Annotated in this window: 21 protein-coding genes, 1 tRNA gene and 1 pseudogene; 10 read left to right on the top strand and 13 right to left on the bottom strand. The window is 40.9% G+C overall.

The features are described 5' to 3' along the window. The first annotated feature begins 556 nt into the window (after positions 1–556). The 3 genes from LC653_RS08560 to LC653_RS08550 all read left to right on the top strand — a co-directional run bounded on the left by LC653_RS08560 (position 557) and on the right by LC653_RS08550 (position 2,492). Positions 557–787 (top strand): type II toxin-antitoxin system MqsA family antitoxin, encoded by a 231-nt coding sequence (locus LC653_RS08560; protein WP_229494079.1) that lies wholly within the window; start codon positions 557–559, stop codon positions 785–787. 278 nt (positions 788–1,065) lie between these two features. Further along, entirely contained in the window at positions 1,066–1,602 is a 537-nt protein-coding gene (locus LC653_RS08555; RefSeq protein WP_229494086.1) for a universal stress protein, read from the top strand. Positions 1,603–2,126: 524 nt separating this feature from the next. Further along, complete coding sequence (locus tag LC653_RS08550; protein WP_229485512.1) at positions 2,127–2,492, top strand: DOPA 4,5-dioxygenase family protein; 366 nt, start codon at positions 2,127–2,129, stop codon at positions 2,490–2,492. A 155-nt stretch (positions 2,493–2,647) separates the two neighbouring features. Here the strand turns inward: LC653_RS08550 and LC653_RS08545 are convergent, their stop codons facing one another. The 7 genes from LC653_RS08545 to LC653_RS08515 form a co-directional block, all read right to left on the bottom strand. Continuing rightward, positions 2,648–2,974 carry a hypothetical protein gene (locus tag LC653_RS08545; RefSeq protein ID WP_229494078.1) on the bottom strand — a complete coding sequence of 109 codons (327 nt, stop codon included), beginning with the start codon at positions 2,972–2,974 and terminating at the stop codon, positions 2,648–2,650. A gap of 492 nt (positions 2,975–3,466) precedes the next feature. Further along, a complete protein-coding gene (gene coaE, locus LC653_RS08540; protein ID WP_229494077.1) occupies positions 3,467–4,063 on the bottom strand; it encodes a dephospho-CoA kinase in 597 nt (198 codons plus the stop codon). 133 nt (positions 4,064–4,196) lie between these two features. Then, positions 4,197–5,834, bottom strand: a complete 1,638-nt coding sequence (gene cobA / locus LC653_RS08535; RefSeq protein ID WP_229494076.1) for a uroporphyrinogen-III C-methyltransferase — start codon at positions 5,832–5,834, stop codon at positions 4,197–4,199. A 78-nt stretch (positions 5,835–5,912) separates the two neighbouring features. Next, positions 5,913–6,203 carry an OmpH/Skp family outer membrane protein gene (locus tag LC653_RS08530; protein ID WP_229494075.1) on the bottom strand — a complete coding sequence of 97 codons (291 nt, stop codon included), beginning with the start codon at positions 6,201–6,203 and terminating at the stop codon, positions 5,913–5,915. Positions 6,204–6,233: 30 nt separating this feature from the next. After that, positions 6,234–7,460 (bottom strand): tetratricopeptide repeat protein, encoded by a 1,227-nt coding sequence (locus LC653_RS08525; RefSeq protein WP_229494074.1) that lies wholly within the window; start codon positions 7,458–7,460, stop codon positions 6,234–6,236. Between the two features lie 808 nt (positions 7,461–8,268). Then, on the bottom strand, positions 8,269–8,742 hold the full coding sequence (locus tag LC653_RS08520; protein ID WP_229494073.1) for a tetratricopeptide repeat protein: 474 nt from the start codon (positions 8,740–8,742) through the stop codon (positions 8,269–8,271). 3 nt (positions 8,743–8,745) lie between these two features. Then, a complete protein-coding gene (locus tag LC653_RS08515; protein WP_229494072.1) occupies positions 8,746–9,714 on the bottom strand; it encodes a homogentisate phytyltransferase in 969 nt (322 codons plus the stop codon). A 299-nt stretch (positions 9,715–10,013) separates the two neighbouring features. On the opposite strand from LC653_RS08515, the gene LC653_RS08510 reads away from it, so the two are divergent. Further along, entirely contained in the window at positions 10,014–10,634 is a 621-nt protein-coding gene (locus LC653_RS08510) for a hypothetical protein (RefSeq protein WP_229494071.1), read from the top strand. Between the two features lie 192 nt (positions 10,635–10,826). Here LC653_RS08510 and cobA (LC653_RS08505) read toward each other — a convergent pair whose 3' ends face one another. Together cobA (LC653_RS08505) and LC653_RS08500 are read right to left on the bottom strand one after the other, a co-directional pair. Then, positions 10,827–11,603, bottom strand: coding sequence for a uroporphyrinogen-III C-methyltransferase (gene cobA / locus LC653_RS08505; protein WP_229494070.1), 777 nt, complete (start codon positions 11,601–11,603; stop codon positions 10,827–10,829). Then, the gene (locus tag LC653_RS08500) at positions 11,600–12,367 is read right to left on the bottom strand and encodes a sirohydrochlorin chelatase (RefSeq protein WP_229494085.1); all 768 of its coding nucleotides are present in this window, start codon (positions 12,365–12,367) and stop codon (positions 11,600–11,602) included. The genes cobA (LC653_RS08505) and LC653_RS08500 overlap by 4 nt, the downstream gene beginning before the upstream one ends. Before the next feature lie 253 nt (positions 12,368–12,620). Here LC653_RS08500 and LC653_RS08495 point away from each other — a divergent pair, with 253 nt between their 5' ends. Next, a complete protein-coding gene (locus LC653_RS08495; protein WP_229494069.1) occupies positions 12,621–13,349 on the top strand; it encodes a PEP-CTERM sorting domain-containing protein in 729 nt (242 codons plus the stop codon). A 99-nt stretch (positions 13,350–13,448) separates the two neighbouring features. Here LC653_RS08495 and LC653_RS08490 read toward each other — a convergent pair whose 3' ends face one another. Beyond that, entirely contained in the window at positions 13,449–13,832 is a 384-nt protein-coding gene (locus LC653_RS08490) for a DUF4359 domain-containing protein (protein WP_229485496.1), read from the bottom strand. Positions 13,833–13,956: 124 nt separating this feature from the next. Here LC653_RS08490 and LC653_RS08485 point away from each other — a divergent pair. Then, a tRNA-His gene (locus LC653_RS08485) sits at positions 13,957–14,029 on the top strand. A 268-nt stretch (positions 14,030–14,297) separates the two neighbouring features. Here the strand turns inward: LC653_RS08485 and LC653_RS08480 are convergent. Then, positions 14,298–14,738 carry a hypothetical protein gene (locus LC653_RS08480; protein WP_229494068.1) on the bottom strand — a complete coding sequence of 147 codons (441 nt, stop codon included), beginning with the start codon at positions 14,736–14,738 and terminating at the stop codon, positions 14,298–14,300. A gap of 667 nt (positions 14,739–15,405) precedes the next feature. On the opposite strand from LC653_RS08480, the gene LC653_RS08475 reads away from it, so the two are divergent. Beyond that, positions 15,406–17,826, top strand: coding sequence for a sucrose synthase (locus LC653_RS08475; RefSeq protein ID WP_229494084.1), 2,421 nt, complete (start codon positions 15,406–15,408; stop codon positions 17,824–17,826). A 67-nt stretch (positions 17,827–17,893) separates the two neighbouring features. Here LC653_RS08475 and LC653_RS08470 read toward each other — a convergent pair whose 3' ends face one another. Then, positions 17,894–18,448: a peptidoglycan-binding domain-containing protein gene (locus tag LC653_RS08470; RefSeq protein ID WP_229494067.1), complete on the bottom strand. Its 555-nt coding sequence runs from the start codon at positions 18,446–18,448 to the stop codon at positions 17,894–17,896. Positions 18,449–18,726: 278 nt separating this feature from the next. Further along, positions 18,727–19,443, bottom strand: coding sequence for an ROK family protein (locus tag LC653_RS08465; protein ID WP_229494066.1), 717 nt, complete (start codon positions 19,441–19,443; stop codon positions 18,727–18,729). Positions 19,444–19,712: 269 nt separating this feature from the next. Between LC653_RS08465 and LC653_RS08460 the strand changes: the two genes are divergently transcribed. The 3 genes and pseudogenes from LC653_RS08460 to LC653_RS08450 all read left to right on the top strand — a co-directional run bounded on the left by LC653_RS08460 (position 19,713) and on the right by LC653_RS08450 (position 21,138). Next, complete coding sequence (locus LC653_RS08460; protein WP_229494065.1) at positions 19,713–20,216, top strand: 2TM domain-containing protein; 504 nt, start codon at positions 19,713–19,715, stop codon at positions 20,214–20,216. Between the two features lie 396 nt (positions 20,217–20,612). Continuing rightward, positions 20,613–20,888: pseudogene (locus tag LC653_RS08455) on the top strand (BrnT family toxin). After that, a complete protein-coding gene (locus LC653_RS08450) occupies positions 20,872–21,138 on the top strand; it encodes a BrnA antitoxin family protein (RefSeq protein WP_229485487.1) in 267 nt (88 codons plus the stop codon). The pseudogene LC653_RS08455 and the gene LC653_RS08450 overlap by 17 nt, the downstream one beginning before the upstream one ends. The last annotated feature ends 19 nt before the right edge of the window (positions 21,139–21,157 follow it).

Raw genomic sequence — 21,157 nt, 5'->3', positions numbered from 1 at the left:
CGGATATATTTGATTACTTCTCAATATTTCCGACATAGCAGCGCCTGTATTGTTCACAGTCTTCAAGGAATTTCAAAAATCTCAGCAAATCAGAGCATTTTTCTCTCACCAGAGACATAAAAGAGCGCTAATGACAACCCTCACGAGTAAATATACAACTTAAATGCGTAACAGCTTATCAAAAGATGAAGCACTAAAATATTATCAATCACTAAAAGAAGAAAATGTGGCAAGTTGAATATACTAAAAGGTTCTTGAAAGAACTTGCTGCTTTACCAATTGAGATTTAAAGCCGCATAGAACCTATTGTCTTTCAAGAACTTGAATCAGAGAATCCCTTTGAATTAGGATATCTTGAAAAACTGAAAGGCTATAGTGATAAATATAAAATTCGAGTTGGTGATTATCGGATTGGCATTACTCTTGATCAAGCAACAAAAACATTAATCTGCCAACGAGTTGCTCACCGCAAAGACATCTACAGAATTTTTCCTTGAAGCACTGTAAAACTTGTTAGCATTAATGTATACACACACTAATAGCAGGAAAGCGGCAAATGCTGTGTAATATTTGTGGAAATAAAGGTGTCAAAATCCGCCAAATTACTAGAACCTATGGTAAGGGTAAAGACCTGCTAGTAATAGAAAATATTCCAGTGATAACCTGTACTCATTGCGGCGAAACTTATTTAACTGCTGAAACTCTTCACAAAATTGAACAAATCAAAACTAACCGTAAAAAATTAGCTGTTGAACGTCCTGTAGCTCAAAATGATACCACACTTTGAGTATATCAAGGTACTCGCCTTTGAAAAAACACCAAATACTGAGCCAAAAATGTATTTTATAAAACATGATGTTTACTCGTAATTAAAGATAAATGTTTTCTTCACAAGTTCCTCAAATTGTTTTGCTATAAACATAGATAAGGGGCGAAAACCTTTAAGAAATTTAAAATTCACAAGTCGCTAAACATAGTTGAGGGATTAGTCGTTTTTGACAATCCAGCATTTGGAAACCCGAAACCGTAAAGACCAATTACCAATGAAATCGGAGGTCTATTATGATGTTTAAAAAGATTCTAGTTGCATTAGATCGCTCAGAAATAGGGCAACAGGTTTTTGATGAAGCGTTGGGTTTAGCAAAGTTAACACAAGCTAGCTTAATGCTACTGCATGTCCTATCTCCCGAAGAAGAAGGCAGTCCTTACGGCCCTATGCTGTCTAATTTGGACTACTATCCGGGATTGAGCAGTCAAAGCTTTGAATTATACCAAACGCAGTGGGATACCTTTAAAAATCAAGGCATCCAGATGTTGCAATCTTTCTGTGCCCAAGCTAACACAGCAGGTGTAACTACGGAATTTACACAAAATATTGGTAATCCTGGTCGCATCATTTGTGATTTAGCCCGCAGTTATGGCGCTGACCTAATTGTCATGGGGCGTCGGGGTCGTTCTGGGCTAATGGAAATATTTCTCGGTAGTGTAAGTAACTACGTTCTTCACCATGCTGCTTGTTCAGTGCATGTTGTGCATCTTTCACTTACTCCTCTAACAGATGAACTTGTCAAAAAAACTACAAACACTTTCAAGGTTAACTAACTACTAACATTACATAAATCTTAGCGAACCAAATTCTGAATTTGGTTTATTCTCGCCTACCTATTTACCTGACTGATGACTTCTATAGAGTCTAGGACTTACACAGAAGAGATCCCCCAACCCCCTTAAAAAGGGGGCTTTTCAGATCCCCCCCTTTTTAACCCTGTTTTGTCACTCTCGGAAAACAATAATCGAAGTCAAACTCTGGGACTTTGATTTCATCAAGATTTGATGCTTTATTTTCTAATATCAACTAAAATTTATAGACCAAAACTCGAAACTAAAGCCCCGTAACCCTTTGGGCTATTGCATTCTCCCAAAGTGACAAAACAGGGTTAAGGGGGATCGAGGTTTCAGGTTTTCAGTGCGTAAGTCCTAGAGTCAATCTTCACAACCGATCCTTAACTGCACGGTATTGGGCTAAAATTGAGCGATGCCTACGGCGGGGCAAAGCCCAACGCTTTTTCAGTGAAAAAGAAAAAGTCCCCTACCTAAAATTAGAGTTGAGAGCGAAAAGTGGATCTATGAAAGAAGATACTATCGAGATCACTGGTTTTCACGCTCATGTTTACTTCGATCCTGCCAGTAGGGACGTAGCTGCGCGTGTACGTGAAGGATTGGGCGCTAGGTTTGATGTGCAACTCGGACGCTGGTTTGACAAGCCCATCGGGCCGCATCCAAAAGGAATGTATCAAGTTGCTTTCTTACCGAATCAGTTTGATAAAGTCGTTCCCTGGTTAATGCTTAATCGTCACGGATTAGATATTCTCGTCCACCCTGAGACAGGCGATGCTGTGGCTGACCACGCGGTTCATTCTTTGTGGTTAGGAGAAAAGCTAGATTTGAATATTGAGTTTCTTCGACAGCTTAATTCGACTTTATCTAATTAAGAGAAGTGGCCCACTTTATTGGGTAAAAGTTATTGCCTGGGGCGTAGTACTTTTTCTGTTGATTTATTTTAAGGAATATTAAACCGATTGGGGTTGAACAAAATTTAAATTATGAATTATAAATTATGAATTATGAATTATGTTGACTTTAATATTTAGTCAATCGGCACTTGCTTGAGTAAAGCTATCCACATATCGGACGGATCTGAGTAATAATCAACTTCCTCAACTTGATATTGATAAGATTCACAACCTTCTTGTAAAATAATGCGATCGCAGGGTTTAATGCCTTTCCCGATTCCAGTCATATACCCGATCGTTCCTTCATTGAGGCGCTCAAATACGTAGTCGCTTCCATAAACTAGTTGGCTATAATCGTGTACTTTATGCTTTTGTTTTAATTCGTTTACTGGAAAGCTAACTAGGGGTAACTTACTTAAAAAACTAAAACTTAAGTTCATACCTGTTCTGATCAAAGACATAAGTGAGTTCTCCCCAAGAAGAAATCTATAACGAAGAATTCTGGACTCTAAGTGAATCTCAATTCCTTTCAATCACCAATCCAGAATTGAACAGGTGGACAATCTAGTTAGTAATCAACCACATTGACAGCTAGTAAAGGCAATTTATCACCCAATGTCTAATTAAGCAGTTCGTTGAGAAGATAATTAATAATAATTTTAAAATAAGATCAATGATTTTCAATTATTTTTTCTTAAATCTTAATTTTTAATTATTAATGTTTGAATTAATGTTTGAATTAATGTTTGATTTTACTCCATGATATCTTTTGCCCAACAACTATTTAAATTTACAGTACCATCAATTGCAGCTTCAACTGTAAAACCACCGAATTATTGGACAAGAATAGGTCAGATATGACATTCTTTTACTTAACTAGATAATCCTAAAATTTATAAAGCTTTTATGTCTTGAGAATGTCATCTATGTATCTTTTTTAAGATAAATAGCATCTAGTCCTTACTAATGGTTTTTAGGGCTACATCTACCTGCTCTAGTAATACTTCTAGGGTGGAGGAGTTATCTAAAACGACATCTGCATGAGTCACTTTTTCTTCGATAGATAATTGGCTGTTGATCCTGGCTCGTGCCTGTTCTCTATTGAAATGGTTTCGTTGTATCAATCTTTGTAGCTGTTGTTCTTGAGAACAACGCACTACCCAGATTTCTGTAACTAAATCAGTCATCCCAGCTTCAAATAATAGAGGCACTACTAACACGAGTGTTTGTGAGGAAGATAGGGCGATCGCTTTCTTGAAGCGATCGCGCACATCAGGATGAATCAAATTGTCTATCCAGTTGCGTTCATCTTGACGATTAAAGATAATTTCCCCTAGCTTTTGGCGGTTGAGGCTGCCATCTGGTAGTAAAATTTGTTCGCCGTAACGTTGAGCGATCGCATCAAGAATAGGCGAACCTAAAGATACTGCCTCTCTAGCATAAATATCTGCATCCAGAATCGGCAGCTTATAAGCGCTAGCCAAATAATTAGTGACAGTGGTTTTGCCTGTGGCAATACCTCCGGTTAAGCCGATTATACGTTTAGTCATTAGTCAGTAGTCATTAGTCATTAGTCATTAGTCATTAGTCATTAGTCATTAGTCAAGAGTTACTCTCCCCCTGCTCCCTGCTCCCTGCCCCCTGCTCCCTGCCCCCTGCCCCCTGCTTCCTCTGCTCCCTCATCTAAGAATTTGTCGCCCATGTTATCAATGCTTGGGTTAAACCATCTAAAGTATATTCTTGGGCTTCTACATCCACACGCCTAAATAAAAAATGACAGGTTTTGGAGGTTTGCGGCCCGATAGAGGCAATACAAACGCCCTCTAACAATTGACTAGGATCAGAGTTGTTGGAAAATATCTTGTCAGTAAGTTGACAGAAAAATTGCACAGTTTTAGAACTGGCAAAAGTAATCACATCTATTTTGTGGTTTTGGAGAGCTAACTGTGCCTCTGGTGGAATACCACTAGGACAACAAGATTGATATGCGGCAACTTCTATCACCTTCGCTCCCTTGAGAGTTAATTCCTTAACCAAAATTTCTCTGCCGCCGCTTTCAACTCTAGGAAATAAAACCTTTTTACCATCCAGAACCTCTGGAAAATTTTCTACTAAAGAATCGGCAACAAAGTTGGGGGGAATAAAATCTGGCTGGAGAGAGTGTTGTTTGAGACAATGTGCTGTTTTCTCACCAACGACGGCAATTTTGACGCCTGCTAAGGCACGGCTATCTTTACCTTGGGCGTTTAGCCTTTCAAAAAAGTAGTCTATGGCATTGGTAGAAGTGAGAATTAACCAGTCGAAGTCAGATAAATGAGCGATCGCATTATCCAAAGCTTCCCAACTGGAGGGCGGGCCGATTTCTAAGGTAGGCATTTCGATGACTGTTGCACCTAATGCGATGAGGCGATCGCTAAATTGGCTCGATTGTCCAACTGAACGTGTCACCAAGATTGTTTTGCCACTGAGAGGAAGAGGAGATAAGGGGAAGTTACTTAACATAGGTTGGGGTATAAAAATACTCTCGTTCACAGCCGGAACCTGAGAATGCTTTTCTCCAGACTCCTGCTTGATAATTTGGTCTAAATATATATTCTCAGGTTGTAAGTACTTCCGTAGCCCAACAACTTCCCCAATAACAATTACTGCTGGAGAAAGGGATAATTCGGTGGTTTGTTCTACAATATTGCCCAGTTGCGCTGTCCAAATTTGTTGACGAGGAGTTCCTGCCCAACGAATGATCGCAATGGGTGTTAAGTGCGATCGCCCGTGTCGCACCAGTTGATGTACAATTTCTGGCAGATGTTGCCCTCCCATCAAAATTACCAGTGTCTCTAGCCGTGAGAGTGCCTCCCAGTCTAAAACTTCTGGTTCATGAGCTGTAAGCACTGCAAAAGTGCGACTCAACACCGGATCTGTGAGGGGAATTCCTGCTAACAAAGGTGCTGCAAGGGCTGAGGAAATTCCTGGTACTAGTTCAAAATCACAACCAGATGCTTTGAGCGCTTCAATTTCGGAAGTACAACGCCCAAAAATCAACGGATCGCCTGATTTTAGCCGTACAACTTGTTTCCCTTGCTGGCAATGCTTTACCAGTAACTTGTTAATCTCAGCTTGGCTTGTACTGGGTTTACCACCGCGTTTGCCGACATCCAACTTCAAGCAATCAGGTGGTACGCACTGCAATAATTGAGCATCTACCAGGGCATCGTAGACTAAAACCTGAGCAGCAGCTAAGAGATTGTAAGCTTTTACCGTCAGGTATGCCACATCTCCAGGCCCAGCACCTACGAGGTAGACTTTACCCTTTTGTTGAGTCATGGTCATTTGTCAATTGTCATTGGGCATGGGGAAGAGGTAGAGGGGCAGAGGAGATATGTTTTAGAATACAACTTGGTGTCAACATAGTTTTATGACTCTTTGATACTCATTAATGAGGTTCAGAACTCCGTTAATCAGTCTTTGATACTCATTAATGAGGCTTAGAACTCCGTTAATCAGTCTTTGATACTCGCGGACGAGTCTTTGATACTCGCGGACGAGTCTTTGATACTCGCGGACGAGTCTTTGATACTCGCGGACGAGTCTTTGATACTCGCGGACGAGTCTTTGATACTCGCGGACGAGTCTTTGATACTCGCGGACGCAGATCAGAACTCCACTCCTCTGCTGCCATGCCCCATGCCCCATGCCCAATGCCCAATTCCCAATTCCCTTTATTCAATTCGTTCGGGTATTAATTTTTTGGATTAGCTGATTAACTTGCTCAACCATCTCCTTGTTTTCCTCAGCTTGGAATAACTCTCTGGCTTTTTTGAGATTAACGATCGCTTCTTCTAGCTGTTGTTCTCTTCCCAAAGTAATCCCCAAATTATAGTAAGTGAATGCATCGTTGGGTACAAGGCTAATGGCTTTTTTGTAATGTGCGATCGCTTCTTGTGGTTTACCTTGATCGTCCATCGCATTTCCCAAACCCGTGTAAGCTTGTGCATGTTTGGGATCGAGGCGAATCGCTTCGGTATAGTCGGCGATTGCTTCTGCTAGCTTGCCTTGAGCGTAAAAAGCGCTTGCTAAATTATAGTGAGCGTCTGCATAGTTAGGAGCGAAGCTGATGGCTTTTTGGTAATGTGCGATCGCTTCTTCTAGTTTGCCTTGAGCGTACAGAGTATTTCCCAAGGCATTATAACCTGCGGGATTTTTTGGAGCGAGGCGAATAGCTGCTGTATATTCGGCGATTGCTTCGGCTGGCTTTCCTTGAGCATACAAGGCGTTCCCTAAGTAATAGTGAGCGTCTGCATAGTTGGGATCAAAGCTAATGGATTTTTTGTACTGAGTAACTGCTTCTGCTAGCTCACCTTGATCGTAAAAAACATTTCCCAGACGGGTGTAAGTTGGGGCATAATTGGGTTTGAGGCGAATAGCTGCTGTATATGCGGTGATTGCTTCTGTTAGCTTGCCTTGAGCGTAGAGAGCATTTCCTAAGTTATAGTGAGCGTCTGCATAGTTGGTTTCAAGGCTGATAGCTTTTTTATATTGTGCGATCGCAGCTTCTAACTGATTGAGTCTTGCTAAAGTCAAACCCAAATTAAAGTATGCTCCAGAGTTTTTCGGATCGAGGTTAATGGCTTTTTTGTAATATGCGATCGCTTCTTGTGGTTTACCTTGATCGTCGAGAGTATTTGCTAAAGCAATATAAGCTTGTGCAAAGTTCGGTTCTAGTTCAATTGCTTTCCGAAAAGCCGCCTCTGCGCCTTTGAAATCTCCTTGTTTGTAAAGATTGGTTCCTTGCTCAAAGTTAGCGACTGCGTTTTTGTTCTTAGCAACTGCGGACTGTGCATCATGAATTTTTGATAAAACAACGCCAACATTTTTACCAAAGGCACTATCCCCATTACTCAAACACAAGCAGATAATAGCTGCTACCAGTAGATTTTTGTTTTTCAGCATTTTTATTACTTTACCTGCTTGGTTTACATGTAATATTGAGTGCGAGTAATTGCCATCATAAAAACACCCCAGACCCTCCCTGTTTGCGGTGCTACACTATACCACACAAGTCTTGCCGCAGCCATATCTTTCTTAATAAACCTCGCACTAATTTTTTATCCCGCCTCGGAATGAATTCCGAGTCTCATAGCTGAAGTCCACTAAGCGTGGACTAAATGATTAATTCAGTCCACGCTTAGTGGACTTTCGCTATGAGCCGCTGAACTTCAGTTCTGGGCGGGATGTCGGTAAATCAATTCATTGTGGCTATGGAGCTTATAGCGCATCAAATTGCAATTTTAAGGACTATGAAGGAAAGGTCAACCCCTTCGGGGAATTCAAAATTCAAAACTTGTACTGAGCTTGTCCTGAATCTCGACTTCGCTCGATTACCGCGTAGCCGACTTGTACTGAGCTTGTCCTGAGCGTAGCCGAAGGGCGGCGTCGAAGTAAGGGCGGCGTCGAAGTATTCAAAATTCTTGCATTACAATCCCCATAAATAAATTTAGTTGCTCTGAAAACTTGGACTTTTTGGGGTTAAAGCTGAAGCATCGCGGCACAATTGTTTTTATATTTTCCATAGATGAATTTACTTGCTCTGTATCCTTTTTGTCTTCGGTCAAAATTGCGAAAATTGCGGATACAGTTGCGGCATAAACTAGTAAGTTGGTAAATTGTAAAACAAAAACCATTCTCCCCATTATGAGGGGAATGGTAAAAAATTAGGAGACGGAACAGGAAAATTTAATCTCCGCAATTCTGATTTAACTTAAGATTGACTTAACTTATTATTCATTTTATCTAACAGTTGAGTTATTTTTTTAGCTTTTTCAGGTTGGCGTTGTTTTTGCAATAAATCTTTAGCTTGTAGCAGGTTAGTTTTGGCTTCCTCTTCTCGCTCTTGCTGCATGAGAATATTTGCCAGACGCAAGTAAGCATCAGGATTTTTGGGACTGCGGCGAATCACTTCCCGGAATAATTCTGTTGCTTCTTCTACTTGGCCTTGTTGGTTTAAAACATCTCCCAAAAACAAGCGCACCACATCATTAGTAGAGTTGAGGGAAATCACTTTACGAAACGCTGCTTCTGCACCTTGGTAATCTTTTGCTTGAGAAAGATTGATTCCTTTTTGAAACAAGTCTGAGGTAATCAAAGTTTTCCAAGCGAAATAGCCCAGAATTGATAGACTAAGAACAACTACAACAGCAGCAATAATAGAACTAGTAGGGAAGGTTTCTAGCATTGTCTAAGCCAAAAGGCAGGCGATAGGGAAAATCAGATATTCGATAAAAAATAGTTTCCAGATAAATTGGTAGAATTGAGCGATCGCACTTTTATCTTGTAAGTCTACTGCTAAACTCCGCAACCACATCCAAACTAGCAACGCTAAATGAGTAATTACCAGAAATATGGGGTTAACTGAAGCCACATGTAGCACACCAACTAGAATTATCCCCAAATAGCAGACAGTTATCACCCAAAGAGCTAGATTAAACACAGCTTGCGAACCGAGTTTGATAGTGAAAGTAGAGATATTATAGAGGCGATCGCCTTCTATATCTGGTATATCTTTAAATATAGCGATCGCAAAGGTAAACACCAAGATAAATAACGTCAGTACCCACACCACAGGCGGAATTACTTGGCTTTGTTTCAGTACCCAACTATAGTGCAAATACAACCCTAGATTAACAATCGTGCCGCGCACCGAAAAAATGCATAGCGCTGCCCAAAATGGGAACTGTTTCAAGCGAATTGGCGGTAAAGAATAAGCAGTACCAATGGCCAAACTAATCGCTACCATGCCCAATAAAAATGGCCCAGTTAGCCACGCCACAACTAGCGCCAAAATCCCAGTAAAAGCAACAATTAATTGCCCCGTCTGTTGGGAAAACTCACCTGATGCCAACGGTAAATGAGGCTTATTAATCTTGTCAATATCAACATCTTCTAATTGATTCAGCCCCACAATGTAGACATTGCCACACAGACAAGCAATCCATGCACCTAAGACAGGGAGTAGGGAATGGGGAGTAGGGAATAAGGAATCAGTATGATTACTAATTGCAATGGCAATAAAATACAAACCCAACACACTCAGACTTGTACCAATAATCGTGTGAGGGCGAGAAAATTTCCAGAAAGCGTATAACCAATGGAAATATGATTGAACGGTTTTGCGTGGCAAAGGGCTGTTTTGAGAACTCTGGCTCATGAGTACCTTAGATTCAGTATTCCGGCTTATTGCTTATTGTTAACCATTGTCACAGAATTTGGTCATAAACAAGAAGCCGGGGAAGCAGGGAAAGCGGCAGCTTGGGCTACCGTACTCCTACTTTTAAAGCTTGATATGCATAGCGGACAGAGAATCAATCTACCTCATGCAAGCCTCATGCAAGACACTACAATCCCAAAAAAATTTCACAACTAACTATGAAATTACCTCTTCCCTGTTCCCTATAACGGTACAATCATCCAAAAAGCAAAGAATATAGCTAAATCCAGAGTGCCATTATGACAGCTGATTTGACATCTAAAACGACATTTGACTTTGTAACCGTGCTATCACAGGCTGCGGCTGCATATCAAGGACACAGAGGCACACCCCTTAGTGCTGAAATATTAGTAAATGCCTTGTTAGAAGCAGAAAAATCTGCCAAGCAGGAACGGTTAACTTATCCGTTTGAGTCTCTTCTGGGCAAATGGCAACTTTGCTTTGCCACTGGCACTAAGAAAGTCAGAGAGCGCGGTACAATTGTATTAGGTAAGGGTTTGTATGTACCCAAGTTTATAACAATCCATGTTTCCTTTAATGCCACTTTGGGACAGGATTCAGACAGAGGCGAAATTAGTAATCAGGTTGAATTTGGCTCCATTTTGTTGAACCTTACGGGGCCAGTGCAATATTTAGGTAAGAAAAATTTATTGGCGTTTGACTTTAACCAGATGCTTATCAGTTTGTTTGGTCGTATCGTTTACAACAGACCAATGGGTTCTGGTAAAGTTAAAGCAGAAGATTTCTACAACCAGCCCATAGCTCAACTGCCCTTCTTTGGGTTCTTTTTAGTGACAGAAGATTTCATTGCAGCTCGTGGCCGTAGCGGAGGATTGGCTTTTTGGATTCGAGAAACTTAAAGACAGTAGATTTCACATTTGTGCCAACCATCAAACTGGACGACAACTAGACAAGGGACTTCCAAATAAAAAAATACTCAAAAAACTCTCTCCTCTTTATTCCTCTGTGTCGCGCCAGTTGCTTCAAGTCGGGGAACCCGCAAGGGCGCACTGGCTTCTCTGTGTCTGGAGTGGTTCGTTTATTTGGATAATTTATTTCTTGGAAGTCCCCAATATATTGTGCATATTTACTACTTGTCCAATGACTGCGATCGCAGGCGCACCAAATCCAGTTTGCTCTACCTGCTCTACAATTGTTTCTAAAGTACCAATCAATTCTTCTTGTTCTGGGCGCGTACCCCAGCGCACTAAAGCAATAGGCGTTTCTAAATTCAACCCAGCGACACTTAACTGTTCCACAATATAAGGCAGATTGTGAATTCCCATATAAATTACAATGGTTTCAGAACCATGAGCGATCGCATCCCAATCAACTTTCGGTTTATACTTACCCGCCGCCTCATGACCAGTAACGAATGTAACTGAAGAACTATATAGCCGATGAGTCAATGGAATACCTGCATAAGCTGCGGCTGCAATCCCCGATGTGATACCGGGCACAACTTCCGTTGGTATTCCCGCGTTGACTAATTCTTCCATCTCTTCGCCACCGCGACCAAAAATAAAAGGATCGCCACCCTTTAACCGCACCACAATTGCATGATCCTGCGCTTTCTCAATCAGCAATTGAGTTGTTTCTTCTTGGAACAGCGAATGTTTCCCCCTCCGCTTCCCAGCGTTAATTTGCTCGGCTTGGGGATTAATCATTGCCAGAATTGGCGGACTCACTAAGGCATCATAGATAACTACATCTGCACATTCCAATAAACCTTTTGCCTTCAGGGTAATTAGTCCTGGATCTCCTGGCCCCGCACCTACTAAATAAACCTTTCCCAAATACTTGTTCTCCTGTTCTTGTTTGCGGTTCATCTATCTGTTAAATCCCAAATTATCTCGGCTAATTCTGCACTTGCTCCCAGTGGCTCCACCATTTGGAAATTCACCGCAGAAAATTGTAATTTTAGCTCCTCTATTGAGGCTGCGATCGCATCGGTTATTCCACCAGCGAATAAAAAGTATGGCAGAATTGCAATTTCTTTATAACCAGCAGCTACCAACTCTTTCACCCGTGATTCTAAACTAGGAGGTACAGACCAATAAGCAGCCACTGCTGGTAAACCCGCCGCCATTGCTTCCACAGTTTCTTTAGAACCTGGGCGACGGCTACCATGAGCTAAGAGAATCCATGCTTCTGCTTTTATAGCAGCTATTTGCTTTGCCAGCAATTTCTCTAAATTTGGGTGAGAGCCTAAGTATGGTTGCAACTCAATCATGATATCCTGACCAATAGCCTGTTGTGCTAGTGCTACTTCGGCGGGAATATCTGTCATTACATGCACTCCCGGCAGCAGAAATAGCGGTACAATTTTGAGGCGATTTTCGTTTTGAGATAATTTGCTTTGGCGTAGCCCGCCGCAAACATCGCCAAAAGCGCTCTTGGCAAATTCTTGAATCTGCTCGTGTAAAGGCTGAGGACTCATTTCCAAAGCAGCTATACCAACCTGATGGGCGCTATTTAATGCGTTGTGGTTTTCTGGCAATTTGTTACATACCAGCTTTGCTAGTTGCTGCATAGCAATTTCTGGGCGCGGGTCACGACTTCCGTGGAATACCAATAGATAGGAAGATGATATTGGCAATGTTTTAACTCTCAGTTGCTATTTTTCTGATCTTAGAGTCTATCCAGAAAAATTGGAGTATCCTACCTTTTTTTTGGCGTTGCATATTTGCGGCATAAATGTTTTTGATTTGTGCTATGCCCTTTTGACGCTCAGCGATCGCCTGTGTGGGCATCTGTTATTTTTTGGCTTTGCTTACGTAATACTTTTAGACTCCAGTTAACAGTAATAATACGATATACTACATATAGGAGTTTTTGTAACAATTATGAAAAAGCTATCAAGTACCCTGAAACATCATCTCTGCAAAGGATTGTCTGTAATTGGATTTATGTATTGTGCTGGTGGCGTGGGTTCACCTGCAACAGCCGCTCTTGCGACGTTCGATAGCTTTACAGAAGGTTTTGATACACCAGTACTTACGGATGGAGGGATTACATTCTCGGATTTGGATCAACGTATATCGGGTTCAACTCCTACCTTTATTATAGAAAGAGCTGACGAATCGCTCAGATCACCTTTCTCTCCACCAAACGTTCTCGGGTTTGGTGGCTATGCTCCTGGCCCGGGTGCCAGTTTTGGACGATTTGGTTCTCTTGCTATAAGCACAGGAGAATTAGCATCGGTTGCGAGTTTAGACATCTTCAACTTGCAGTTTCCTGCGACTGAGAATATTCTGACCCTGGAAGCATATTTGGATGGAACACTTGTTGGTAGTAATTCAGTAAATTTCAAAACTGATGATACAGGGATACTTTATCGGCAGCTTTCTATATCAGATGTTACCTTTGATAAACTTCGACTTGTAGCATCTGGATCTGAAGACGAGGGAGTTTTATTCATTGACATTGATAACGTCCGCATTGATCAGACTGCCATTGTACCTGAACCTTCCTCCCTATTAGGTTTATTAATGCTTGGGGTTTCAGGTGTAGTTTTCATGCTCAAGCGTCAGCCGAAATCACTCAGTAGCATTAATATTGCGAGTATCAAATAGAGGTATAGCAATCCGATTTGATTTTTGAAATTATTTGCGTAGGCAGGGAGACGCGATTAATCGCGTCTGTACTAGAGAATAGGAAATCAGCCGTCTGCCTTATTGTTTTTCGGCAGTGTAAGTATAAAATTGATCAAAAGCTCCCACAGTTTCAAATTTGTAAGAAGGTATCCAAGAGTTGATTTTTAAATCTGTACGGTAAATGCTAAAAATAATATAATTTTGTCTTTCTGTAGTCCTGGCAAGAATTTCTTGGATTTGCGGGTTAGCCGAGTCAACCAACTTATCACAATTAAAACGGATTAAATTTTCTATAAGATTGGTAGTTTTTTTGCACACATCTGTTTTTAAGTATTCTGTCAGCCGTTGCACCGCATATTCTTCATACTCAACCTGACTGGGATTGGTCTTTGCCATTGCCACACCCAAGGCGGCGAGTCCTGCTGCTGCTCCAGTATATGCAATGATCGTTAAAGGTTTCATGTTTGCCAAGTAAAATTCATTATAATTGTTAGATTCCAGAGACTCTAAATCAAATCAGTCCGTTCCTTGAAGAAAAACTCTTGATCGCTTGCCAAATTATTGCTATAATCGAAATTGTTGAATGGCGAGCGTAGCCAAGTGGTTAAGGCAGTGGTTTGTGGTACCACCATTCGTGGGTTCAATTCCCATCGTTCGCCCTACATAATTTAATAGTGATCCATAAGTTCCTATAAAAGATGGGTTGTGGTTCTGAACATTCGTAACCATTACTTTAGCAAGGATCTGCCATCTACGAGTTCATGGACTTGGAAGGGTCGCAAACTCACTATTAATCATTAGATTAGCTTATGATTAACTTTATGTATATAAATAAATCTACTTGCTAAATAAAAGTTAAGTGTGCGATGTCCACTTCTTTACAAAACGCTGCGCGTAGCCTGCTTCTTTGCAGAAGTAGGTTAGGACTCAATACAGTTCAGTTAACGCTAAAAACCTTAAACTATGTAGCGACTGTTTTATCGGCGTCGCACCTGTGTACTTGATCGCGGTGCGAAAAAGTTTGAAGTACTCCAACACGACTTTGAAGTACCTCAACACGACTTTTAAGTACCTCAACACGATGTTGAAGTACCTCAACACGACTTTTAAGTACCTCAACACGATGTTGAAGTACCTCAACACGATGTTGAAGTACCTCAACACGACTTTTAAGTACCTCAACACGACTTTTAAGTACCTCAACACGACTTTTAAGTACCTCAACACGATGTTGAAGTACCTCAACACGACTTTTAAGTACCTCAACACGATGTTGAAGTACCTCAACACGACTTTTAAGTACCTCAACACGATGTTGAAGTACTTCAACACGACTTCGAGGTATCTATTGCTTATATAGCAATACACTTGGCTTAACCCAACCTACAATTTTTCACAAAGCCAAGCGTATTGCTCTAAAGATGATTTGCGTTCACGTGTGCCCCACGGTACAAAGTCCTATCTAACGGTTAAGCGTCTGTAATCAAAAGTAATTATATTTTTTAAATTCCGAGTTTTGGTTAAAATTATATATATTTAGGACTTACGCATTGACAAGAAATATTAAATATGGATCAAGGTTAAAAACCATATCTTTCGTAAGGGCTAAGCATTGCTTAGCCCCTACAGCATGGTCTATTTACGATCGCAGAATAATTAAGAAAAGCCTAAAACAACCTATTTTAGGTAATGCACATCACGATGCATTTGTACAGTGCGTAACTCCTAATATTGTTTAGTTGAGGGCGTGAGATGTTGTACCCTCAGTATAATTATGCAGTTATTTACTAACCTCTATCAAAAGAAATAAAATTGTATTCCTTTAGTTAGAGCAAAAAATACTGAGTCATAGATACTTTAAGTAAAGAAGAACACGGTTTAAGTGCCTGCTGAAAAGTTGATATTTGTAGGTACACAGATAAATTATATTTATCTGTGTTATTTCGTGTTTATATCTGGTATCACAAAAGGTGGAGGCTTATTTGTCTCGCCTTAAAAGTCAACAATGCAAACATCGTCATCTACTGGAGTTGCCATGTCTGAATTGCTTCAAGCAGTCTTAGATAGTGAAGAAAAAAGTGATTTGCGTTCCTTTCTTAGTGAATTACGCCAACAAGAAAAGAAGTATTTGCTGCGGAACGACATACTGAATGTATATAGTGAGTATTGCTCAAAGTCCCAGAAATCAGAGGAATTTTCCACTTCCTCTGAGTTAGGTAAACTGATTTACTATACTCAAGAAATTATTCAGGAGGAATCAAACTTCTGTTTCATCATCCGTTCTAAGATTGCCAGCCAAGAAGTTTATTGGTTGACATCAGACTTGAGCATTGAGCCGATGACGGTGCAGGATTTGTTGGATTTGCGCGATCGCTTGGTGAATAAATATCATCCCAACGAGGGCGACCTGCTAGAATTGGACTTCGGCCCGTTTTATGACTACACCCCAGTCATCCGCGACCCCAAAAATATTGGTAAGGGAGTACAATTTCTCAACCGCTATCTATCCAGCAAAATATTTCAAGATTCCAAACAATTGCTGGAAAGCTTATTGAATTTCTTGCGCCTGCACCACTACAACGGTGTGCAACTGCTGCTTAACGATCGCATTCAATCACAGCAGCAACTTTCCGAGCAAGTTAAGAAAGCTATCAGTTTTGTTAATAATCGCCCCGAAGAGGAACCCTACGAACAATTCCGATTCCAATTGCAGTCAATGGGTTTTGAACCAGGTTGGGGTAACACCGCAGGGCGAGTCCGGGAAACTTTAAATATTCTCGATGAATTGATTGATTCTGCCGATCCCCAGACCTTAGAAGCCTTCATTTCACGGGTTCCGATGATTTTTAAAATCGTCTTGGTGTCAGCTCACGGTTGGTTTGGACAAGAGGGAGTGTTGGGGCGTCCCGATACTGGCGGTCAGGTAGTTTACGTCCTTGACCAGGCAAAGAGTCTAGAGAAGCAGCTACAAGAAGATGTCCTGCTTGCGGGTTTAGAGAAATTGAATGTCGAGCCAAAGGTAATTATTCTCACCCGCTTGATTCCCAATAATGATGGCACCCTTTGTAATCAACGGCTAGAAAAAGTCCACGATACCGAAAATGCCTGGATTTTGCGAGTGCCTTTACGGGAATTTAATCCTAACATGACTCAAAACTGGATTTCCCGGTTTGAGTTTTGGCCTTATCTAGAAACTTTCGCCATTGATTCAGAAAGAGAACTACGGGCAGAATTTCACGGCACACCTGACTTAATAGTTGGAAACTATACTGATGGGAATTTAGTGGCATTCTTGCTGGCGCGACGGCTAAAAGTTACCCAATGCAATGTTGCCCATGCTTTGGAAAAATCTAAATACTTATTCAGTAACCTCTACTGGCAAGAATTAGAGGACAAATATCATTTTTCATTGCAATTCACTGCTGACTTGATTGCAATGAATGCTGCCAATTTTGTTGTCAGCAGCACCTACCAAGAAATTGTCGGAACACCGGATAGTGTGGGACAGTACGAGTCTTATAAGTGCTTCACCATGCCGGAGTTGTATCATGTGACCAATGGCATTGAATTATTTAGTCCCAAATTTAATGTCGTACCGCCTGGAGTAAACGAAAATAATTACTTCCCTTACACCCGGACTAAAGACCGAGTAGAGAGCGATCGCCAACGTCTTGCAGAAACACTCTTTACTCTGGAAGACCCCGCGCAAATCTTTGGCAAACTCGACGATCCTAACAAGCGCCCTCTCTTCTCAATGGCGCGTCTTGACCACATCAAAAACCTCACAGGTTTAGCTGAATGTTATGGTCAAAGTAAACAATTACAAGAGCATTGCAATTTAATTTTGGTGGCGGGTAAATTGCGCGTCGAAGAATCAGGCGACAATGAAGAACGTGACGAAATTATCAAACTCTACCAAATAATTGACCAGTACAATCTCCACGGTAAGATTCGTTGGCTGGGTGTACGCTTGTCTAAAACCGATTCTGGTGAAATTTACCGAGTGATTGCCGATCATCAGGGAATTTTTGTACAACCAGCTTTATTTGAAGCTTTTGGTTTGACAATTTTAGAGTCGATGGTTTCAGGATTACCGACTTTTGCCACACAGTTTGGTGGCCCACTGGAGATCATTCAAGATAAAGTTAATGGCTTTTTGATTAACCCAACAAATTTAGACGAGACAGCCACAAAAATTGTGGATTTTATCACTAAATGCGAACAAAATCCTAACTATTGGAATGAAATTTCCGAGCGAGGAGTTGACCGAGTTTATAGCACCTATACTTGGAAAATTCACACTACCAAGCTGTTATCATTAGCACGGATTTATGGCTTCTGGAACTTTACCTCGAAGGAGAATCGGGAAGATTTATTGCGTTATCTTGAGGCTTTGTTCTATTTAATTTACAAGCCAAGAGCGCAACAGCTATTAGAACAGCATAAATACCGTTAGTTTGTCATTTGTCATTTGTCATTAGCTAAAGACTAAAGACAAATGACTAAGGACAATGGGCAAATGACTAAATTGTTAACGCCCGCCAAGTTTGTTGACCAACTACTCCATCCGTTGCTAAGTTCTGCTGATTTTGAAAGGCTTTAACAGCAGTCTCTGTCAGTGCGCCATAAATCCCATCCACTCTAACGGCATAACCGTTAGCCACTAACAGCCGTTGTAAGGCTCTGACAGCAACACCAGAGCTACCGAAAGAAAGAGTCGGCATAGGTTGGCTACTAAACTTTTGGAACTGCCCTGTAGCCTTTACACGGACTTGATCTCCAGACTGAGAATACTTATTAGACTCACCTAAGTTAAAAGAAGCTAGTCCCGGATTCTTTTTGCTGATTTTCTTAAGTATATGTTTTTTCTCTGGTGCGATCGCCCAGGAAGAACCCTGATAAATCCCATCTGTCTGCATGAATTCAGGTGGTGTAACTTGAGCAGTTATCTCTAACTGACTCTGTTTTGACTGGTTTACGTCATTCTCCATCTGAACTAATTGCTGCTGTGGCAAATTGGCCCCAGATGCTTGTCTTATTGTTAACACGTCCGTCATCATCAGGCCAATTTCAGTCATCGTAATTTATTTTACTTCTTTGTCGTATTCTTGGAAAACGCATAATTTGACCTGAATAAAATAAAAGCGTACAACGTTGTTGCACAGTCTTAAATTTTAACTATAATTTAGATTACTGCATGACAAAATTACACAGTAGGACTGAACATCCTGTCTGTGCAATTCTCTTACCTAACCTGTGTTAAATTTCATATCATTTTTAAATATTTAGAAAGAAGCACCTTAATAAAAAGCGCGACACCTAATAGTATGCTCAGTTGTGGATATTGAAAAAGTTTTTACCTTTTATCATCTCGCCACAAAGCAATACCGCCTAATAAACCAGTGATATTGGGAATGAGTTTGACATTTAACGGTAGCTGGAAATTCACTCTCACAGCTTCACCGCCGCCAATGTAAAGGTAATCATAATTGAACAGATGTTGCAAGGATGCGATCGCTTTTTCTAAACGCCTGTTCCATCTTTTCTCACCAATTTTTTCTAACTCTGCACGCCCCAACTGCTGCTCAAAAGTCTCTCCTTTGCGAAATGGATGATGCCCCATTTCCATATTTGGCACCAGCTTACCATCTACAAATAAAGCCGAACCAAACCCCGTACCCAAAGTAATCACCAGTTCGACACCTTTACCTGCGATCGCACCAAACCCCTGCATGTCTGCATCATTAATCACCCGTACAGGCTTGTTTAAGTGTTTTAATAATGCTGTTTGCAAATCAAATCCAATCCAATCTGGATGTAAGTTTACCGCAGTTTCAGTGACTCCATACCGCACCACACCGGGAAAACCGACCGAAACGCGATGAAATTCACCTTGAGCGGCTGCTAACACAACGATTGCATTAATTACAACCTCTGGTGTTGCAGGTTGGGGCGTATCTAAACGCGCCCTTTCCGTTACAGGATTCCCCGTAATATCCAAAACCATAGCTTTAACGCCACTACCGCCAATATCTACCGATAGGGTACGAATCGATCCGTTTTCGTCAACCATTGAGTTACATCCTTCTTACCGCTTAGTTACTACTTATTACTTCGTTATTATCCTCTGCTGCATCTTATAATATCTGGATGTTTGGAGAGTCTTCACATTGGTGGGAAGCGGGGAGGCAGGGGAGAGTAACTCTTGACTAATGACTAATGACTAATGACCAATGACTAATAGATTTGCTAATGTAGGAATAATGGAAATAGTAGTGGCGTAGCTGCTTAAAATCTATCGGGTAGCAAATTTCTATTAAAAGTAATATAAGAGAAAGAATTATGACGACATTTGAACCCAAGAGCCTCCGCTCTTATAGCCAAGATGATGTCCAACAAATTCTGCAATTAGCGATCGCTCGTCAAGCTGACGACAAAGATACAGAATTTTCTTATGAGCAGATATTAGAAATTGCTGCTGAGTTAGAAATTTCACCTGAGTCTTTAAAGTTAGCAGAACGCGATTGGCTAGTACAACAGGGGCAAGTTCAACAGCGAAAGGCTTTTGACGCTTACCGCATCAGAAGATTTCAGAAGCGTCTAGGGAATTATGCAATTTTTAATGGTTTTTTTATACTGCTAAATTTAATCACTGGTGGCGGAATTTCTTGGTCGCTGTACATTTTGCTGTTCTGCGGATTGCCTGTAGGGCTGGATGTCTGGAATACCTTTCAAATCAAAGGCGAAGAGTATGAAATGGCATTCCAGAAGTGGAATCGTAAGCATGAGATTAAGAAAACCATCAGCACAGTTTTGAATAAGTGGTTTAAGGCATTACAGGCTTAGTAGATTTGCTTGGCTTTAGCGTACCCCCACCCAGAAGCTAGCTTCGTGCAGCATCTCGTAAATAAGCTCGTCGTAAACATTGCTCATTCAAAAAAAAACCCCGCAGGAGAATTCGGGGTAATATTTACCGCAATATTTGTTGTGTAATACCACTAAAAATAAATTTTAATAACCCAGCAATTATCAGGGTTAATATTGATGTTATCTGATTGGTTGAAGTATTATTTCTATCTTTCTACGGATATGACACTCTATCAAAAGTCTGAAAGATGATTTTCTCTAAACAGAATTCAGGAGCAAAGCCGGAGACGTTTCCTGTCTTCTCCGGTCAGAATTCCGTTGGGCAATCAGCCAGTATAAAATAATTGAAGGACAGATTTTTGCTATATACTATAAATGCGCTTTGAGTGGGACGACAACAAAGCTGAGTCTAATTTTCTTAAGCATGGTATTACATTTGAGGAAGCCGTAACAGTTTTTGCCGATGCCTATCTCCTGTTTAGGGAAGACTCCAAGCATTCCGAGCAAGAATAAAGAGAATGGGCAATTGGAGAAGCAGAAAATGGCTCAATGATCGTGGTTGTCTTTACAATGGGCGGCGAACAGATCAGGATAATAAGTGCGAGAAAAGCAACAAAAATAGAGCGCCAAAGATATGAAGAAGGAATCTGAGTTCCCTTTCGAGAGGGCGAGGCGAGTCACACCAGAAGAAAGTGAGAAATTCAAAGAAGCAATTTCTGAACAGTTTGGCATGAAGTTGATAAAGCGGGGTAGACCACCAAAACATGAAGATGAGAAGTATGAATTAATTTCTCTCAGACTTCACCCGAAAATCCTAGCTTGGGCGAAAGAAGAAGCCCAAAAAAGAGGCATTGGCTATCAAACAGTTATTAATGAGGTACTACTACAGCGAATTAGCTGATATGCGATCGCCGTCGTAG

Origin of the sequence: Nostoc mirabile CHAB5784 (genome assembly GCF_020829645.1) — a bacterium.
GTDB lineage: Bacteria > Cyanobacteriota > Cyanobacteriia > Cyanobacteriales > Nostocaceae > Nostoc > Nostoc mirabile.
The sequence above is the reverse complement of the archived record's forward strand: the minus strand, read 5'-3'. Positions and strand labels throughout refer to the sequence as shown.

Coding starts and splice junctions, on each gene's coding strand:
- LC653_RS08465 (WP_229494066.1), bottom strand. CDS start 19,443: ATGGTTGACGAAAACGGATCGATTCGTACCCTATCGGTAGATATTGGC.
- LC653_RS08515 (WP_229494072.1), bottom strand. CDS start 9,714: ATGAGCCAGAGTTCTCAAAACAGCCCTTTGCCACGCAAAACCGTTCAA.
- LC653_RS08520 (WP_229494073.1), bottom strand. CDS start 8,742: ATGCTAGAAACCTTCCCTACTAGTTCTATTATTGCTGCTGTTGTAGTT.
- LC653_RS08470 (WP_229494067.1), bottom strand. CDS start 18,448: ATGACTGAAATTGGCCTGATGATGACGGACGTGTTAACAATAAGACAA.
- cobA (WP_229494076.1), bottom strand. CDS start 5,834: ATGACTCAACAAAAGGGTAAAGTCTACCTCGTAGGTGCTGGGCCTGGA.
- LC653_RS08550 (WP_229485512.1), top strand. CDS start 2,127: ATGAAAGAAGATACTATCGAGATCACTGGTTTTCACGCTCATGTTTAC.
- LC653_RS08460 (WP_229494065.1), top strand. CDS start 19,713: ATGACGACATTTGAACCCAAGAGCCTCCGCTCTTATAGCCAAGATGAT.
- LC653_RS08530 (WP_229494075.1), bottom strand. CDS start 6,203: ATGGGGCATGGGGCATGGCAGCAGAGGAGTGGAGTTCTGATCTGCGTC.
- cobA (WP_229494070.1), bottom strand. CDS start 11,603: ATGAACCGCAAACAAGAACAGGAGAACAAGTATTTGGGAAAGGTTTAT.
- LC653_RS08495 (WP_229494069.1), top strand. CDS start 12,621: ATGAAAAAGCTATCAAGTACCCTGAAACATCATCTCTGCAAAGGATTG.
- LC653_RS08510 (WP_229494071.1), top strand. CDS start 10,014: ATGACAGCTGATTTGACATCTAAAACGACATTTGACTTTGTAACCGTG.
- LC653_RS08475 (WP_229494084.1), top strand. CDS start 15,406: ATGTCTGAATTGCTTCAAGCAGTCTTAGATAGTGAAGAAAAAAGTGAT.
- LC653_RS08525 (WP_229494074.1), bottom strand. CDS start 7,460: ATGCTGAAAAACAAAAATCTACTGGTAGCAGCTATTATCTGCTTGTGT.
- LC653_RS08450 (WP_229485487.1), top strand. CDS start 20,872: ATGAAGAAGGAATCTGAGTTCCCTTTCGAGAGGGCGAGGCGAGTCACA.
- LC653_RS08490 (WP_229485496.1), bottom strand. CDS start 13,832: ATGAAACCTTTAACGATCATTGCATATACTGGAGCAGCAGCAGGACTC.
- coaE (WP_229494077.1), bottom strand. CDS start 4,063: ATGACTAAACGTATAATCGGCTTAACCGGAGGTATTGCCACAGGCAAA.
- LC653_RS08560 (WP_229494079.1), top strand. CDS start 557: ATGCTGTGTAATATTTGTGGAAATAAAGGTGTCAAAATCCGCCAAATT.
- LC653_RS08545 (WP_229494078.1), bottom strand. CDS start 2,974: ATGTCTTTGATCAGAACAGGTATGAACTTAAGTTTTAGTTTTTTAAGT.
- LC653_RS08555 (WP_229494086.1), top strand. CDS start 1,066: ATGTTTAAAAAGATTCTAGTTGCATTAGATCGCTCAGAAATAGGGCAA.